This window comes from Streptomyces durocortorensis, assembly GCF_031760065.1.
Lineage (GTDB): Bacteria > Actinomycetota > Actinomycetes > Streptomycetales > Streptomycetaceae > Streptomyces.
The window spans coordinates 737,582-753,033 of record NZ_CP134500.1; the positions used below are offsets into that span (position 1 = coordinate 737,582).

The window sequence follows — 15,452 nt, forward strand, 5'->3', positions numbered from 1 at the left end:
CGGTTGGGCGCAGCGGACCCCGGGCGCGGAGGATGGGGGTATGCGAATCGACGTGCTCGGTGCTGTGCGGGCCTTCCGCGACGACGGCAGTCCGGTTGACCTGGGCGGTCCTCGCCATCGCGAGGTACTCGCCCGGCTCGTCACCGCAGAGGGGCGGATGGTCACCACCGACAGTCTTGTCGACGACCTGTGGACCGATCCACCGGCCCGCGGCGTGGGCGCTCTGCGTACGTTCGTCGCCGCGCTGCGCCGCGCCCTCGAACCCGACCGGCCGCCCCGCGATCCGCCGCGCGTACTCGTCACCGAAGGTCCCGGCTACGCGCTGCGCCTGCCGCGCGAGGACGTGGACGTCCATCGGTTCCAGGACACCCTGGCCCGAGCCCGGCGCAACCCCGACGCGGTGACCGACCTCGGCACGGCACTCGCGGACTGGCGGGGACCCGCCTACGCCGATGTGACCGGCTCCGCATGGGCGCAGCGCGAGCGGACCCGACTGGAGGAGCTGAGGTTGGAGGGGGCGGAACTGCGTGCCCGTATCCTCCTTGGCTCCGGGGAAGGGGCCGATCTCGTCGCCGAACTGGGCGCCCACGTCGCCGAACATCCGTGGCGCGAGCCGGCCTGGGGGCTGCTTGCCCGCGCGCTCCACCGCGCGGGCCGCCAGGCCGACGCGCTGGCCACCCTCCGCCGCGCCCGAGCGATGCTCGTTGAGCAACTCGGGCTCGACCCTGGTGCCGGCCTCCAACGCCTGGAGACGGACATCCTCAACGGGAACGTGCCCCCCGAAGGCGCACGTACCGCGTGGACCGGCCATGGTGCACGTCTCGGCCCGCGCACCACCGTGGATCTGGCCCGCACCCTCGCACTGGCGGGTGGCGACGCCCTCGTCCACTCGCGGCGCGACCGCCTCGCCGCCGTCCAGGCGGCGGAACGCACGGGTGACCTCTCCCTGACCGCCCGGATCATCGCCGCCTACGACGTGCCCGCCATCTGGAGTCGGGCCGACGACCCCGAGCAGTCCCGCGACGTCGTCGCGGCCGCCGAGCGCACGCTCATCGCGCTCGGCCCCGACAGCCCTGCCGACCTGGCCGCCCGCCTCCTGGCCACGGTCGCCGTCGAGAGCCGCAGCGCCGGTCTGTCCAGGGCCGAGCTGAAGCGCGCGCGGCAGGCGGCACGGCAGGCCGAGGCGCTGGCACGGGGCCTGGCCGATCCCGCCCTGCTGGCGTTCGCCCTCAACGGGGTGTTCCTGCAGTCCTTCACCCGCCCCGGACTCGCGGTGGTACGGGACCGGATCGGCGCCGAGATCCTCGACCTGGCCACCCGGCACGAGCTGCCGAACTTCGCGCTACTCGGCCGACTCGTCCGCCTGCAATCCGCCTCGGCCCTCGGTGACCTCGACGCCGCAACCTCCCACGCCAAGGCTGCCGAACAGCTCGCCGTGACCACCGAGGCACCCCTTGTCCCAGTGCTCACCGGGTGGTTCCGGGCACGGGCCACGGCTGCCCGCAGCGTCGAACCCGGCGGACCGACCGCCGCCACGGCCGCAGCGCACTACCGCGCTGCCGAGGACGCCCTCCAGACGGCCGGAATGCCGGGGCTGCACCGCGGCCTGTTCCCGCTGGCCCTGCTGGGGCTGCGCCTGCTGCACGACCGGCCCGCGCCCACCGACCCGCACCTCGACTGGGGCCCGTACCGCCCCTGGGCGCGCCCCCTCGTGCTGCTCGCCCAGGACCGAGCCGGGGAGGCTCGGGCTGCCCTCGCCGCGGTGCCCGAACCACCGCGCGACCACATGCAGGAGGCACTGTGGTGCCTGACCGCCCGCGCCGCCGTGCGCCTCGACGAGCGCGGAATCGCCGCGCGCGCCGAGGCCGTCCTGCGCAGTGCCCGTGCCGAACATGCCGGTGCCGCCGGCGGAATGCTGACCCTGGGACCGGTGGCGCGCTACCTGGCCGAAGCGGAGGCATGTGCCGGAGCCGGGTGAGCGACCGCAGTACGCGGACCCCGAGCTCGTACGTGCCCGCCCCACGGCCCCGGCGTGATCAGGTCGCCAGGGCTCAGAGGGCGTCCATTGCCGCTGCCAGGGGTCGGTGACGGTTTCGGAGTGGCGGGTCGTGATCCACACGCGCTGCTCCGCGGGATCCGACCTGTCACGTCGGGACGGGTGTGAGCGGCCGGGTCGGCCCCCTCCCCGCGAGCGCCGCCCCGCCGTCCGTACGATCTGCGGATGAGGACCGGGAAGAAGAAGACGACGAGGGCGGCGAGGGCGCGGCGCGACAGGCGGATGCGCATCGTGGCCTGCGCGGGGTGGGCGACGTCCGCTCTGGTGCTTCTGGGAGCCTTCGCGTACACCTCCGTCCTCGCCACCGTGCGCGTGGGGCTCGTCGGGGAGCACCAGCACGTCCGCGTCGAGACATGCGAGGAGCGCAGCAACTCCCGGGCCGCGGGCAACCACTTCCGGTGTGCGGTCCGGTCTGCCGAGGCGCAGGACACCGGGAGGGAGCCGGACTCCTGGACCATGCGTTTCGAGAGCAGGCCGGGCCACACCGCCGAGGCGGCCCGGGCGCCTTGGGGGGAATGGGTCCGGCTGGAGCACGGCGCCCTCCAGTGGGCGACGAGCTTCCTCATCCCCGTGCTCCCGCTCCTGGGCGCGGGCCTCCTCACCGCTGCCGCCGTACGAGCCGTGCGCCCGTCGGAGTTCTGAGCCGCCGGAGTGCTGAGCCGGGTGCCGGAAACCCACCGGCGCGCCGCGGACTGAACGTCGGCGCCCTGTGGCACGTACCTCTGGGTGACGTCACCGAAGTTCGGTTCGGGACAACGACGAAGGGAATGCCGCGATGAGCGCAGCGCAGGAGCGCCGGATCCTCCTCGAACGCCGCACCGTCGTCGCAGCGGTGGGAGCGGCCGGAGCGGCTGTCGTCCTCACCGCGTGCGGCGGATCGGACGGGGCGGGAGGTTCCGGCGGATCGGAGGGCTCGGACGCCGTCGAGCAGCAGCAGCCCGGGAGCGGTGACGGCGGCGATGGCGGCAAAGGCGGGGAGATCCTCGCCGCCGCCTCGGACATTCCGGAGGGCGGCGGGGTGGTCTTCGCCGCGCAGAAGGTCGTGGTGACGCAGCCGCAGCCCGGTGAGTTCAAGGCGTTCTCGTCCACGTGCACCCACCAGGGGTGCGCGGTCAAGGACGTCTCGGGCGGCACGATCACCTGCCCCTGCCACAACTCCACGTTCGACGCCGCCACGGGCAGCCCGACCGGCGGTCCCGCCACCCGGCCGCTGCCCGCCCGCCGGATCACGGTGGAGGGCGACTCGATCAGGCTGGCGTAGCGGCCCCCGCTCTGCGGGGCCGCTTCCAGCCGCCCAGGACCGCGTCCGTGGTGGTGACGGTGGCGACCAGAGCGAGGGTGTTACGGATCATGGCGGGGGTGTACTCGGCGGGCACCCCCGCGATGGCGTCGGAGGGGACGACGGCCGTGTAGCCGAGGTTGACCGCGTCGAAGACGGCGTTGGGAACGGCCACGTTGGCCGAGACGCCGGTCACGATCAGCGTGCGGCAGCCGAGGTTGCGCAGCAGCGGGTCGACGTCGGTCCCGGCGAGCGGTGAGAGGCCGTGCAGCCTGCGGACGACGAGGTCCTCGTCGGCCACCTCGATGGGCGGCGCGACGCGGACGGCGGTGGTACCGGAGTGCTGCTGGACCGGCAGCCGGGCGGCGGCGCGGAAGAGGCGGGCATTGCGGCTGGCCCCGCGTCCGTCGGGGCGGCTCTCGGCGACCGCGTGCACCACCTGGACCCCGCTGTCGTGGGCGGCGGCGACGAGCCGGGCGATATTCGCGAGGGCGCCCGATGAGCGGGCGGCCGCGGCGAGTTCGGGCAGGGCGCTGTCCGGTCCCACCACGCCCTGCTGGCACTCGACGGTCAGCAGGACGGTGGTGGCCGGGTCGAGCAGTGCGGTGAGCCGCTCCTGCGCTTCCCTCGACGCTTCCCTCGGCGGCACGGCGCTCTCCTCTGTCTGCCGCCCGGCGGGGCGGACTTCTGCGGACGGACCGGGCGCGCGAGAGTACCGGCCATTGCCTCACGGCGGAAGAGCCTCCATGATTTCTGACACCCAGTCAGAAATCAGAGGAACAGGGGAGGGTGACCATGACCGACACCCAGCGACGAGGCCGCCGGATCAGGATGACCGACGGGGAGCGGGACGCGTACCTCGCCGAGCAGCGCACCTGCCGGGTCGCCACGCTCGGTTCCGACGGCGCTCCGCACGTCGGCGCGCTGTGGTTCGTCTGGGACGGCGGCTCACTCTGGCTGTACTCCATCACCCGCAGCCTGCGCTGGTCCCAACTGCGCGAGGACCCGAGGATCGCCGTGGTCGTCGACGACGGCGAGGGCTACGAGGAGCTGCGCGGCGTGGAGCTGGCCGGCCGGGCGGAGTTCGTGGGCGAGGCCCCCCGCACGGGCGAGCCGTGCCCCGAACTCGACGTAGCGGAACGACTGTTCCCCGCGAAGTACTTCGGCATGACAGAGATGCCGCACGACGGGCGGCACGCCTGGCTGCGGCTCACTCCGGAGAAAGTGACCTCCTGGGACTTCCGCAAGCTCGCCGGTCTCGTCTGACGGTCGCACCGCCCGTCACCGGTCGACCGACGTCACGGCCGGTCACTCCCCCGCGGCCCCGGCCGTCACACCCGCGCCCGCCGCCCGCAGCGCCGCCACCGCCGCACGGATCGACGGGCGGCGGTCGGCATCGGTGCGCCACACCGCGTGGACGTGCCGCCGCACGCTCTGCCGCACCGGCACCAGGCGCACCCCGTCGGGGACCGGCCCCCGCCCCAGCCGGGGAGTCACGCAGACGCCGAATCCTGCCGCGATCAGGGCGAGTTGGGTGTGGTGTTCACCGGCCAGGTGAGTGATGCGCGGTTCGATGCCCCGGGAGCGCAGGGTGAACATCAGCCACTCGTAACAGAATTCACCCTCCGGCCAGGACACCCACTCGTCGTCCGCGAAGTCCTCCAGCTCCACCTCGGACCGGTCGGCCAGCTGATGCCCCGCCGGCATGGCGATGTCCGGTGCGTCGTCGAGCAGTTCGACCTTGGTGAGGCCGCCCGGCACGGGCAGTCGCTTGTTGCTCCAGTCGAGGACGACGGCCACGTCGGCATCGCCCCGGAGGACCGCGAGGATGCCCTGCTCCGGCTCCAGCTCCCAGGTGCGGACGGTGAGGTCGGGGTGGTCCGCCCGCAGGGTGGTGAGCGCCGCGGGGAACAGTCCGCGGGCCGCGGTGGGGAAGGCGCTGATCCTGACCTCGCCGACGACCTCGCCCCGTTGGGCCTCGATGTCGGCCTGGGCCAGTTCGACCTGGGACAGGATCCGTGCGGCGTGCCCGGCCAGCAGACGGCCCGCGTCGGTGAGGCGGACCCCCCGGCCGTGCTTGGCCAGCAACTGCTGGCCCACCTCGCGCTCCAGCTTGGCCATCTGCTGCGAGACCGCCGACGTCGTGACGTGCAGCCCGTCGGCCGCCCGGCTCACCGATCCGTGCCGGGCGAGGGCATCCAGCGTCCGCAGCCGCTCAAGATTCAACACGTGAGCGATGCTAAGGGCTGTCCCGTCATCCCTGGCGGGTCAGCGCGCGGCGTCAGATGCGGTGCATCGCAAGGCGCCGGAGAGTCCTCACAGCAGAGCCACCCGGCTTTTCGACTACGCCGCACGCTGATCCACCAGGCATTCGGGACAGCCCCGAGGAGGTCAGGCTGTGGACCCTCACCCGTAGCTGACCGGCCGCGCCGGGCCCGCCGCGGCCGCAACCGCGTCCGCCAGCGGCCCGATGTCCGCCGCGGTCAGCGGGGAGACGGTGAGCCGCACCGCCTGGGGCGCGGCCATCCGGAAGCGGGCGCCCGGGGCCACGGCCCAGCCGGCGTGGAGCAGCCGGGTCACCGCCCCGGTCTCGTCGCTGACCGGCACCCACACGTTCATGCCGCTGCGGCCGTACGCGGTCACCCCGCGCTCCGCCAGCGCACGCACGAGCGCCTCCCGGCGGTCGCCGTAGGACCGGGCGACCGCCCGGGCGTCGACGGCGTCCGAGGTCCACAGATGGAGCACGGCGCGTTGCAGCAGCCGGCTGACCCAGCCGGGGCCCAGCCGCTGGCGCCCCCTGACCCGGTCGACCGTGAGCGCGTCCCCGGTGAGCACGGCCACCCGCAGGTCCGGGCCGTACGCCTTGGCCACCGACCGGACGAACGCCCAGTGGTCCGTGACGCCCGCCAGCGGATGGAGCGGCAGGTCGACGATGGCATGGCCGTGGTCGTCCTCGATCAGCAGCACGTCCGGGTGGCGGGCGAGGACCGCCCGCAGCTCCCGGGCCCGCGCCGCGTCCAGCGAGGCACCGGTCGGGTTCTGCGCCCGGTCGGTGACGACGAGCGCCCGCGCCCCGGCCCGCAGCGCCCGCTCCACATCCGCGGCCAGCGGACCTGCGTCGTCCACGCCGACCGGCACGGCGCGCAGCCCGAGCGCCGGTACGAGGTCGAGGACACTGCCCCACCCGGGGTCCTCCACCGCCACCGCGTCACCCGGCCTGAGGTGCGCCGCGAGGACCCGCTCGATCGCGTCGAGGGCCCCGGACGTCACGGCCAGCGGCCCGGCGGGCACCCCGTCGGCATCAAGCGCAGCGCGCGCGTACGCGGCGAACTCCGGGACCACCGCGGCCTGCCCGTACAGCCCGTGGGACTCCGCGTCGGCCGCGGCCGCGACCGCGAACGCCGGGCCGAGGCCGGGCAGGAGCGCCGGATCGGGGTTGCCCTTACCCAGGTCCCGGACGCCCGGCGGCGCCTCGATCCGCAGGGAGCCGCGTGAGGTGCTGGCGGGGGCGGACCGCACCCGGCTGCCCCGGCGACCCGCCGTCTCGATCACCCCGCGCTCGCGCAGCGTCCGGTAGGCGGCGGCCACGGTGTTCGGGTTGACCTCCAGCCGGGTCGCCAACTCCCGCAGGGGAGGCAGCACATGACCCGGCGGAAGGTCCCCGGAGCCGACCCCGCGCTCCACACTGGCGGCAATCTCGGATGCACGCCGCCCACTGATCCGATACTCTCCTAGCACAAACAACATTATGCACTAGTGCAATAGGAGTCCGCAATGCAGCACACCGCGACGCCCGACCGTACGGGCTCCGGAACCGCCGCGTCCTATGTCCCCACCGACCGGACTGTTCCCACCCGCGCCAAGCAGCGCGCCTCCTACGACCGCGAGCTGGTCCACTCGATCCTCGACGAGACCTACCTCTGCCATCTGGGATTCCTGCGCGACGGCGCGCCGGTCGTACTGCCGACGCTCTACGGCCGGATCGGCGAGCGGCTGTACGTCCACGGCTCGACGGGCTCGCGGCCGCTGCGGTCGGCGAAGAGCGCCGATCCGGGCCTGCCGGTCTGCCTGACCGTCACCCACGTCGACGCCCTGGTGCTGGCCCGGTCGGCCTTCCACCACTCGATCAACTACCGCTCGGTGGTGGTCCACGGCAACGCCGTGACGGTCACCGACCCCGAGGAGCGGCGGCTCGCCCTGGACGCGATCGTGGACCAGGTCGTGCCGGGCCGCTCCCGGGACTCCCGGCCGGCCGACGCCAAGGAGCTCGCCGCGACGGCGGTGATCCGGCTGGATCTCGACGAGGTGTCCGCGAAGGTCCGCACCGGCGGCCCCAACGACGAGCCCGAGGACCTCGGCCTCCCCCACTGGACCGGCATCGTGCCGCTCACCCGGGGTTACGCGGAGCCGGTCCCGGCCGACGACCTGGACCCGGCCATCGGCATACCGGACTACCTGTCCGCACTGTAGGGGCCGCCGTACCGCTACACCGCCACGGCCTCCCTCCGGCGGGTGGCCGAGGCCGTGCGCGCCTCGGCCAGGGCCAGTCCGGCCACGGCGGTCAGCAGGAGCAGCGTGCCGACGACCGTGGCCGCCGTCAGCCGCTCCCGCAGGACGGTCACCGCGATGACGGCCGCGCTCACCGGCTCCAGGAGCATGATCACGGAGACGGTCGCCGAGCGGACGGCGGCGGCGCCCGCGAAGTACAGCGCGTAGGCGAGCGCGGTGGGGACCGCCGCGACGTAGACCAGCAGCCACAGCACCTGCCCGGTCTCGGCGGTGTGCGGCACGAGGCCTTCGGCCAGCGCCAAGGGCAGCAACCCCGCCGCTCCGATGCCGAACGCCCACGCGCTGGTGGTCAGCGCGTCACCGCCGCCGCCGTCCCGCCCGAGCCAACGGGTGAGCAAGGTGATCGCCGCGTACCCGGAGGCCGACAGCAGCGCGAGCAGCACCCCTGCGGGCACCACGTCACCGCCCTCGCCGCCCAGGACGAGCACGACGAGACCGGCAAGCGCACCGGCAACGGCGGCCAGGCCGCCCGCGCCGAGGCGTTCGCCCAGCAGCAGCCGGGCACCGAGGGCGATCAGGACGGGCCCGGCGCCGAGCGTGACGACGGTCCCGACGGCCAGCCCGGTGACCTCGACGGCCGCGAAGTACGCGCTCTGGAACAGGGTGAGGCCGACGCCGGTGCCGATGATGCGCAGCAGACGGCGACGCCGGGGTTCGGGCTGCCGGGGCAGGCGGCGGGGACGCAGCGCGAGCGCCCCGGCGAGCAGGACGAGGCCGCCCGCACAGCGCCAGAAGGACAGGGCGAGCGGACCGAGATCGCTGACCCGGAAGATCAGCGACGCGGCCGCACCGGCGGTGCCCCAGGCGACTCCGGCGACGACGAGATACAACAGGCTCCGCCCGACGGGCAGCCCGGATACAGAGGTGGGCATGTGACTTCTCCACAGAGGACTCCTCCGGAGGAGGACAGGGTGGTGGTCGCTGGGCTCCGCACGCGGGCAGCGACGGACCGCTCGGGGAGTGCCCGAGCCCGGTCTTCGTCAGGAGAGGCCGCGCGCGCTAGGCGACAGGCGGCGGCAGCACAGTCAGATGCATGATCGTCACACTAGTGCGTGCTCCGTCCGGCGGACAACTCCTCCTCGGCGGCACCGGCCACGACGCCCGGCCCCGCCCCCACGCCCTCGGCGACGGGACCCGACGGGGGCTTCGGCGCGGACGACTGGGCGATGAACGCACCGGTCAGCACCACGAACCCGCCGATGAGCTGGGGCGCGGAGAGGTGCTCGCCGAGCAGCACCCAGGCGAGCCCGGTCGCGATGACCGCTTCCAGACAGGCGACCACCCCGGCCACCTGCGGCGAGAGCAGCCGGACGGAGACGACCCCGGTGCCGTACGCGACGACGGTGGCGACCAGCACGATCCAGCCGATCAGCGCCCAGGCGGGAACCTCGTTGCCGTTCATCCCGGCGCTGCCGCCGAGGAGCGACCAGTCCATGGCCCAGGGGCGTGCGACGACGGTGAGGACGAGGGTGCCGACGATCAGCCCGTACGCGATGACGCCGACCGGATGGGGAGGCTCGGCGCGCCCGCCGTCACCACCCTCGCCGGATCTCCTGCGGTCGTCCTGCCGCCCGCCGTGGTCCGAGAGCACGAAGTAGCCGACCTGACAGCAGGCCGCGCCCAGGGCGAGGAGCAGCCCGAGGAGGTCGAAGCCGAGCCCGGCCCACACCTCGACGACACACGCGAGGCCGCCGACCGCCAGCACCACCCCGACCGCGGCGGCCCGGGTGACCGGCCTGCGCTGGACGAAGCGGACCCAGCCGAGGACCAGCGCGGGCGCCAGATATTCGACCAGCAGCGCCACCCCGACCGGGATGCGGGAGATCGAGGCGAAGTAGAAGGCCTGGACCCCGGCCACCGCGAACAGTCCGAACCCGGCCAGCAGGGCGGGACGTTCACGTACGAGATTCCGGTGGCGCCAGGCGACCGGCAGCATGACGAGAGCGGCCCCGGCGACCCGTAGCCACACCACGTGGAGCGGGTCGAGCCCGGCTTCGATCAGCGGCTTGGCCGCCACTCCCGAACCGCCGAACGCGAAGGCCGAAACCAGGGCGAGCCCCAGGCCGGCCCCCCTGCCCTGAAACCCCGAAGATCCCGAAGACGCGTGCATCGGCACATCATGACAGCAGTCGACAGGACCGTCACCCCGGTGACACCTGTCGAGACGGCACGCCGTCCGACAGGTGAGGACCACCCGTCACACCGTGCGCGACGCCTCGTCCGTACGCTGCGCCGCGCGGCCCGCCAGCCGGGCGGCGTCCACGCCCGCACGGGCCAGCACCTCCACCGCACGGCACTCGGCGTCGGCGGCCAGGGCGGCGAGGAGGTCGAGGCCGGCGGCGTGCGGCGCGCCGCGCAGCCCGGCTCGGTGCAGCGCGCCCTCCATCGCGGTGTGGGCCGAGGGGGACCACCCCGCGGCGGCCGGGTCCCGTACCACCGGGACAGCGCCGGAGTCCTCGACGGACCCCTGCCAGCGGAGCCCGTAACCAATGCTGCGCTGGACGAGGTAGCCGAGGACCCTGGCCAGTTGCGGGCCTCCGTCGAACGCCTCGCGGACCTCGGGGTCAGCCTCGATCAGCGAGTGCAGGAGGTGGGCGGTGTCGATCTGCCGGTCCCCGTCGCGCAGCGCACGCCTGCGCGCGCCCGTGACCACCGATGCCAGTTCCACGGTGAGGCGGGCGTCGAAGTCTGCGGGGTTCGGTGCGGGCTGTTCAGGAATCCGCGGCGTCCGGTTTTGCACCCCTCCACCCCATCAGTCCGGAGACAGAGGGGCATCCCCGGAGCGACCCATTCACGCCTCCCACCGGAGTTGGGCACAGTGGAGCGACCCCTCATCCTTGTGGATGAGATCGTGCCGCGGCGCACAACCATTGCGCTGCGGGGGCGCGCGCCGCCTTGCCTTGTGCGCCCCCTGGGCAACCGCCGACCCCCGCGGGCACGTCCCTCAGGCCGAGCGCGCACGACGGGGGCAGGAGGGGAGGAACAGGTGTTCTGGCTGGTCGCACTGCTCGCCCAGGACGGACTGCAGTACGTCTACCGGGTGTACGCACCGGACGACGCCCTGCCCGCCGACCTGTTCTGGGCCGCCTTCCACTGCCACGACGAGGGCCCGCACCCGCGCGCATCGGACCGCTTCGACGCGGCGGCGATCTGGCAGAACCGCCAGCCCCAGCAGACATGACAGTTCATCAGTATTGAATGTTGTCGCGGCTGCCGCTACGTTCCGCAACACCGTAACCGGACCAACCAGGGGTGGTCGCATGGCAGAAGTCAGCGCCGAGGCGCACATCGAGGCACCCGCCGAGAAGATCTGGGACCTGCTGACGGACTTCTCGTCGTACGGCGAGTGGAACGCCACCCACACCAGCTTCCCCAAGGGCGGCCCGGCCGAGCTGGAGCTCGCGGCCACCTACGAGGAGAACATGAAGCTCATGGGCTTCCCCGCCGAGGTCACCTGGACGGTCGGCGAGCTGGAGGCGGGCCGCCTGCTGGCGACGCGGGGCAAGGGCCCGATGGGGGTCAACCTGGCCATGCGGTACACCCTGACGCCCGACGGGGGCGCCACGACGGTACGCATCGAGGGGGAGTTCACCGGCGCGGCGGTCTCCCTCATGGGCGGCAAGCTCAAGGACTCCGCCACGGCGGCGCTCCAGGAGTCACTGCGCAAGCTCGGCGGCCTCGTCGCACCGTGACGCCCGCCTGCCCCGGAGGGCGAACCGGTCAGTGATCATCTCGACCGACCCGTCGAGGGTCACGTTCTGGGTGATCGCGAGGGTGCGCATGATGCTCTCCCGTCCTGACGGATGCCTGCGGTCTCTCCTCCTATAGACCGCGTCGGGCTCCAGGACTCATCGGCGTGCGGGGCCAGACACCCCGAATTGGCCTTGGCCCGTCGCCGCGCGGGCGACCTACGGTCGGCCCATGAGGATTCGTATCGTCGACGCGTTCACCGACCGCCCCTTCTCCGGCAACCCCGCGGGGGTCCTGCTGCTGGAGGCCGACTCCTTCCCGGACGCCGAGCGCCTCCAGGAGATCGCCGCCGAGGTCAATCTGTCCGAGACGGCCTTCGCCCACCCGCTGCCGCCCGGCGGCACGGCCGACTGGGCGCTGCGCTGGTTCACCCCGGTCACCGAGGTCGACATGTGCGGCCACGCGACGCTCGCCACCGCGCATGTCCTGCGCACCACAGGGCGGGCGACCGGCCCGGTACGTTTCGCCGCGCGCTGCGGGACCCTGACCGCGACAGCACGCCCGGACGGCGGGCTGACCCTCGACTTCCCCACCGCCCCGCTGACCGAGGAGCCGGTGCCCGCGGGGCTCGCCACCGCCCTGGGGGCAGAACCCCTCTCCGTGCACGACACCGGTCAGCACATCGGCGATCTGCTGGTGGAGCTCCGTGACGAGGCGACCGTACGGGCGCTCGCCCCGGACTTCGCCGCCCTCGCCGCCCACTCCCGGCGCGGGGTCGTCGCCACCGCGGCGGCCGACGACCCCGCCCGTGGCTACGACTACGTCTCGCGCTGCTTCTTCCCGGGCGTCGGCATCGACGAGGACCCGGTCACCGGCAGCGCCCACACCGCGCTGGCCCCCTTCTGGTCGGCCCGCCTCGGCCGCGACGAACTCACCGGCCTCCAGGCCTCCGCCCGTTCGGGGCTGGTCCGTACCGCGCTGCGCGGCGAACGCACCCTGCTGACCGGGACCGCGGTCACCGTCATCGACGGCGAACTGCTGACCGCCTTCTGAGGTTTCAGGGGCGGCACACCTCCTGCGCCGCCCCCGCTTCCTACGGCGTCGGCAGCCAGCCCACCCGTCCCGCGAGCAGCGCGTACCCGACGAACGCCCCGACATCAAGGAGCGTGTGCGCGACGACCAGCGGGCCCACCCGGCCCCAGCGCCGGTAGAGCAGCACGAAGACGACGCCCATCACCACGTTCCCGATGAACCCGCCGATGCCCTGGTAGAGGTGGTACGAGCCACGCAGTACGGAGCTGGCCACCAGCGACCGCGTCGGAGTCCAGCCCAACTGGTCGAGCCTGCGCAGCAGATACCCGACGACGATGACCTCCTCCACCACCGAGTTCTGCATCGCGGAGAGGATCAGCACGGGGAACTTCCACCAGACGTCGGGCAGGGACTCCGGGACGACGGTCAGGTTGAATCCGGTGGCCCTGGCCCCGAGGTAGAAGGCCAGACCGGCACTGCCGATCCCGGCGGCGATCAGCGTCCCGCGGCCGAGGTCGAACCAGGGCCTGGTGCGGTCGAAGCCGATGCTCCGCAGGCCCGCCCCTTCCCGGATCAGCAGGTGCGCCACCAGGGCGACAGGTACCAGAGCCGTTGCGATTCCGAACATTTGCCATGCCAGATCAAGCCATGGGCGGCCCGGAGCGTACGAGCTGTTGAGCGTCGCCGCCTGCTCCTTCAACCCCCCCGGTTTCGTCAGTGATCCGACAAAACTGATGAGGGCCGACACCGCACTGGCGCCCAACGAGAGCGCCAGGACCAGCACCGTCTCGGACCGCAAGATCCTTCGTGGCACGGCCTCTTGAGGAAAAGAATCAGCCACGCGGCCCGCCTCCACCGGTACACCTGCCTTCAGTTCTGCAATCGCGTCTCATCCCACCCACCGTCCCGCTAGGGTCTCGAATACAGGTACGAAGATCATGCGTGACAGGCCGGGGGACGACCACCATCGCTGATGGCGTGGTCCCCCTTTTCCTTGTTTCATCCTCAAGGAGGGGCACCACCGACATGGGACGTCATAGCTTGCCCGACGGCTACGAGGTGGAGGGCGACCGGGACCGGCCCGGCCCCCGGCGCCGACGTCGTACGGTCACCATCGCCACCCTGCTCGTCCTCGCCGTGGCGACGGGAACGGCGGTGGCGGCCAAGGGCGGCCTGTGGTCGTTCTCCGATTCCTGCGAGGACTCCGCCGTACAGCTGTCCCTGGCCGCGTCCCCGGACATCGCCCCCGCCGTACGCGCCATAGCCGAGCAGGCCCGCGCGGACGAGGTGAGATCCGACGGCCGCTGCCTCGCGGTCGAGGTGCTGACCCGCGAGTCCCACACGGTCACCGAGGCGCTCGCCGCGGGCGGCGAGCCACCCCGCTTCCAGGTCTGGCTGCCCGACTCGGAGCTCTGGCTGGAGAGGGCCAAGGGAACGGGCGAGGGCATCCCCCTCTCTCCCTTCGGCTCGGTGGCCTCCTCACCGGTGACCCTGGCCATGGTCCCGTCCGCCTCCAAGAAGCTGGGCTGGCCCGAGAAGACGTACTCCTGGGCCGAGTTGGTCGCCGCCACGCTGAAGTCGGACCGGGTGCGCCTCGGCTCGGCCGATCCGGCGCGCAGCGCCACCGGGCTGCTGGCGCTCACCAGCATCGGCGCCTCGTCGGCCCGGCAGAGCGGGGAGAGCGACACCCGGGTCGCCGAAACCGCGAAGGTGCTGGCCGAGCGGATGTCGGACAGCGACGCGCGTGTACTGGAGACCCTGGCGCGGAACACGTCAGACGCCGAGGAGGGCAACCCCAAGCGGAACCGGGCGGTACTGATCTCCGAGCAGGCGGCCTTCACCCACAACGCGGAGGCGGCGGCCGGGGGCAAGCTCGACCTCTTCTACCCCGAGGACGGCACTCCGCTGCTCGACTACCCGTACACCCTGGTCGACGAGAATCGGCTGACCACCCCGGAGTCCCGTGCGGCCCTGCGCTTCATGACCCTGCTCAACGGCCGGGACGCCCACGACACGTTCGCCCGGTACGGGTTCCGGACCGGCAACGGCAACGCACAGGACTCCCTCGTCGTCTCGGCGGGCGGCCGGTCGCCCCAGCCGTACGCCGCATCGGCCGCCGAGGCGCCGTCCGCGAAGCAGCTCCAGGAGACGCTGGGGATGTGGACGATCACCGTGCAGAGCGCCCGGCTGACGACGGTCGTCGACGCCTCCGGTTCCATGGCGACGCTCGTGCCGGGGCGCGGCCAGTCCCGGATGGACGTCACCAAGGAGTCGCTGATCCAGGCGCTCGGCCAGTTCACCCCGGACGACGAGATCGGGCTGTGGGAGTTCGCCACCACACTGGACGGCGAGAAGGACTACCGGCGGCTCATGCCGACGAGGCGTCTCGGCGACCCGGCCGCGGGCGGCGGGACCCACGGGGAGAAGCTGACGGCCGCGTTCGCCGGGCTCCAGCCGGTACCGGGCGGGGCGACCGGGCTGTACGACACGACGCTGGCCTCCTACCAGGCGGCCCGGTCGACCTTCGTGAAGGGCAAGTTCAACGCCCTGGTGATCCTCACCGACGGCTCCAACCAGGACGAGCGCGGCATCTCCCGCAGCGCGCTCATCGCCGAGCTGAAGGAGCTGTCCGACCCGGAGCGCCCCGTCCCGATCATCGCCATCGCGGTGGGCCCGGACGCCGACCGCGACGAGGTCGCCGAGATCGCGCGGGTCACCGGCGGCGACGGCTACGAGGTGAGCGACCCGGCGGAGATCCAGGCGGTGATCCTTCAGGCCATCATGGCGGCGGGACAGAACGGCCGCGCGACACAGGGGTGACGGCGA

16 protein-coding genes are annotated in these 15,452 nt (G+C 73.0%); 9 read left to right on the plus strand and 7 right to left on the minus strand.

Annotated elements, in window-relative coordinates; genetic code table 11:
* Positions 1 to 40: 40 nt before the first annotated feature.
* From RI138_RS03130 to RI138_RS03140, 3 genes are all read left to right on the plus strand, one after another.
* Positions 41 to 1,978, plus strand: coding sequence for an AfsR/SARP family transcriptional regulator (locus RI138_RS03130; protein ID WP_311118671.1), 1,938 nt, complete (start codon positions 41 to 43; stop codon positions 1,976 to 1,978).
* 243 nt (positions 1,979 to 2,221) lie between these two features.
* Entirely contained in the window at positions 2,222 to 2,698 is a 477-nt protein-coding gene (locus tag RI138_RS03135) for a hypothetical protein (RefSeq protein ID WP_311118672.1), read from the plus strand.
* A 133-nt stretch (positions 2,699 to 2,831) separates the two neighbouring features.
* Entirely contained in the window at positions 2,832 to 3,317 is a 486-nt protein-coding gene (locus RI138_RS03140) for a Rieske (2Fe-2S) protein (protein ID WP_311118673.1), read from the plus strand.
* On the opposite strand, the gene RI138_RS03145 is transcribed toward RI138_RS03140, so the two are convergent.
* Complete coding sequence (locus RI138_RS03145; RefSeq protein WP_096629728.1) at positions 3,304 to 3,984, minus strand: cysteine hydrolase; 681 nt, start codon at positions 3,982 to 3,984, stop codon at positions 3,304 to 3,306. The genes RI138_RS03140 and RI138_RS03145 overlap by 14 nt on opposite strands.
* Before the next feature lie 146 nt (positions 3,985 to 4,130).
* On the opposite strand from RI138_RS03145, the gene RI138_RS03150 reads away from it, so the two are divergent.
* Complete coding sequence (locus tag RI138_RS03150) at positions 4,131 to 4,601, plus strand: pyridoxamine 5'-phosphate oxidase family protein (RefSeq protein ID WP_311118674.1); 471 nt, start codon at positions 4,131 to 4,133, stop codon at positions 4,599 to 4,601.
* Between the two features lie 42 nt (positions 4,602 to 4,643).
* Here RI138_RS03150 and RI138_RS03155 read toward each other — a convergent pair whose 3' ends face one another.
* Positions 4,644 to 5,564, minus strand: coding sequence for a LysR family transcriptional regulator (locus RI138_RS03155; RefSeq protein WP_311118675.1), 921 nt, complete (start codon positions 5,562 to 5,564; stop codon positions 4,644 to 4,646).
* Positions 5,565 to 5,741: 177 nt separating this feature from the next.
* Entirely contained in the window at positions 5,742 to 7,073 is a 1,332-nt protein-coding gene (locus RI138_RS03160) for an aminotransferase class I/II-fold pyridoxal phosphate-dependent enzyme (protein ID WP_311118676.1), read from the minus strand.
* 36 nt (positions 7,074 to 7,109) lie between these two features.
* On the opposite strand from RI138_RS03160, the gene RI138_RS03165 reads away from it, so the two are divergent.
* The gene (locus tag RI138_RS03165; protein WP_311118677.1) at positions 7,110 to 7,805 is read left to right on the plus strand and encodes a pyridoxamine 5'-phosphate oxidase family protein; all 696 of its coding nucleotides are present in this window, start codon (positions 7,110 to 7,112) and stop codon (positions 7,803 to 7,805) included.
* A 14-nt stretch (positions 7,806 to 7,819) separates the two neighbouring features.
* Here RI138_RS03165 and RI138_RS03170 read toward each other — a convergent pair whose 3' ends face one another.
* The 3 genes from RI138_RS03170 to RI138_RS03180 all read right to left on the minus strand — a co-directional run bounded on the left by RI138_RS03170 (position 7,820) and on the right by RI138_RS03180 (position 10,644).
* Positions 7,820 to 8,776, minus strand: coding sequence for a DMT family transporter (locus RI138_RS03170; protein WP_311118678.1), 957 nt, complete (start codon positions 8,774 to 8,776; stop codon positions 7,820 to 7,822).
* 173 nt (positions 8,777 to 8,949) lie between these two features.
* Positions 8,950 to 10,014 (minus strand): EamA family transporter, encoded by a 1,065-nt coding sequence (locus RI138_RS03175; RefSeq protein WP_311118679.1) that lies wholly within the window; start codon positions 10,012 to 10,014, stop codon positions 8,950 to 8,952.
* Positions 10,015 to 10,101: 87 nt separating this feature from the next.
* On the minus strand, positions 10,102 to 10,644 hold the full coding sequence (locus tag RI138_RS03180) for a Clp protease N-terminal domain-containing protein (RefSeq protein ID WP_311118680.1): 543 nt from the start codon (positions 10,642 to 10,644) through the stop codon (positions 10,102 to 10,104).
* Between the two features lie 246 nt (positions 10,645 to 10,890).
* Between RI138_RS03180 and RI138_RS03185 the strand changes: the two genes are divergently transcribed.
* The 3 genes from RI138_RS03185 to RI138_RS03195 all read left to right on the plus strand — a co-directional run bounded on the left by RI138_RS03185 (position 10,891) and on the right by RI138_RS03195 (position 12,647).
* Positions 10,891 to 11,085 carry a hypothetical protein gene (locus tag RI138_RS03185; RefSeq protein WP_311118681.1) on the plus strand — a complete coding sequence of 65 codons (195 nt, stop codon included), beginning with the start codon at positions 10,891 to 10,893 and terminating at the stop codon, positions 11,083 to 11,085.
* A gap of 79 nt (positions 11,086 to 11,164) precedes the next feature.
* On the plus strand, positions 11,165 to 11,596 hold the full coding sequence (locus tag RI138_RS03190) for a type II toxin-antitoxin system Rv0910 family toxin (RefSeq protein ID WP_311118682.1): 432 nt from the start codon (positions 11,165 to 11,167) through the stop codon (positions 11,594 to 11,596).
* A 229-nt stretch (positions 11,597 to 11,825) separates the two neighbouring features.
* On the plus strand, positions 11,826 to 12,647 hold the full coding sequence (locus RI138_RS03195; RefSeq protein WP_311118683.1) for a PhzF family phenazine biosynthesis protein: 822 nt from the start codon (positions 11,826 to 11,828) through the stop codon (positions 12,645 to 12,647).
* Between the two features lie 40 nt (positions 12,648 to 12,687).
* Here the strand turns inward: RI138_RS03195 and RI138_RS03200 are convergent, their stop codons facing one another.
* Complete coding sequence (locus RI138_RS03200; protein ID WP_449343289.1) at positions 12,688 to 13,482, minus strand: CPBP family intramembrane glutamic endopeptidase; 795 nt, start codon at positions 13,480 to 13,482, stop codon at positions 12,688 to 12,690.
* A gap of 170 nt (positions 13,483 to 13,652) precedes the next feature.
* Here RI138_RS03200 and RI138_RS03205 point away from each other — a divergent pair, with 170 nt between their 5' ends.
* Positions 13,653 to 15,446, plus strand: a complete 1,794-nt coding sequence (locus tag RI138_RS03205) for a substrate-binding and VWA domain-containing protein (protein ID WP_311118685.1) — start codon at positions 13,653 to 13,655, stop codon at positions 15,444 to 15,446.
* Positions 15,447 to 15,452: the final 6 nt, after the last annotated feature.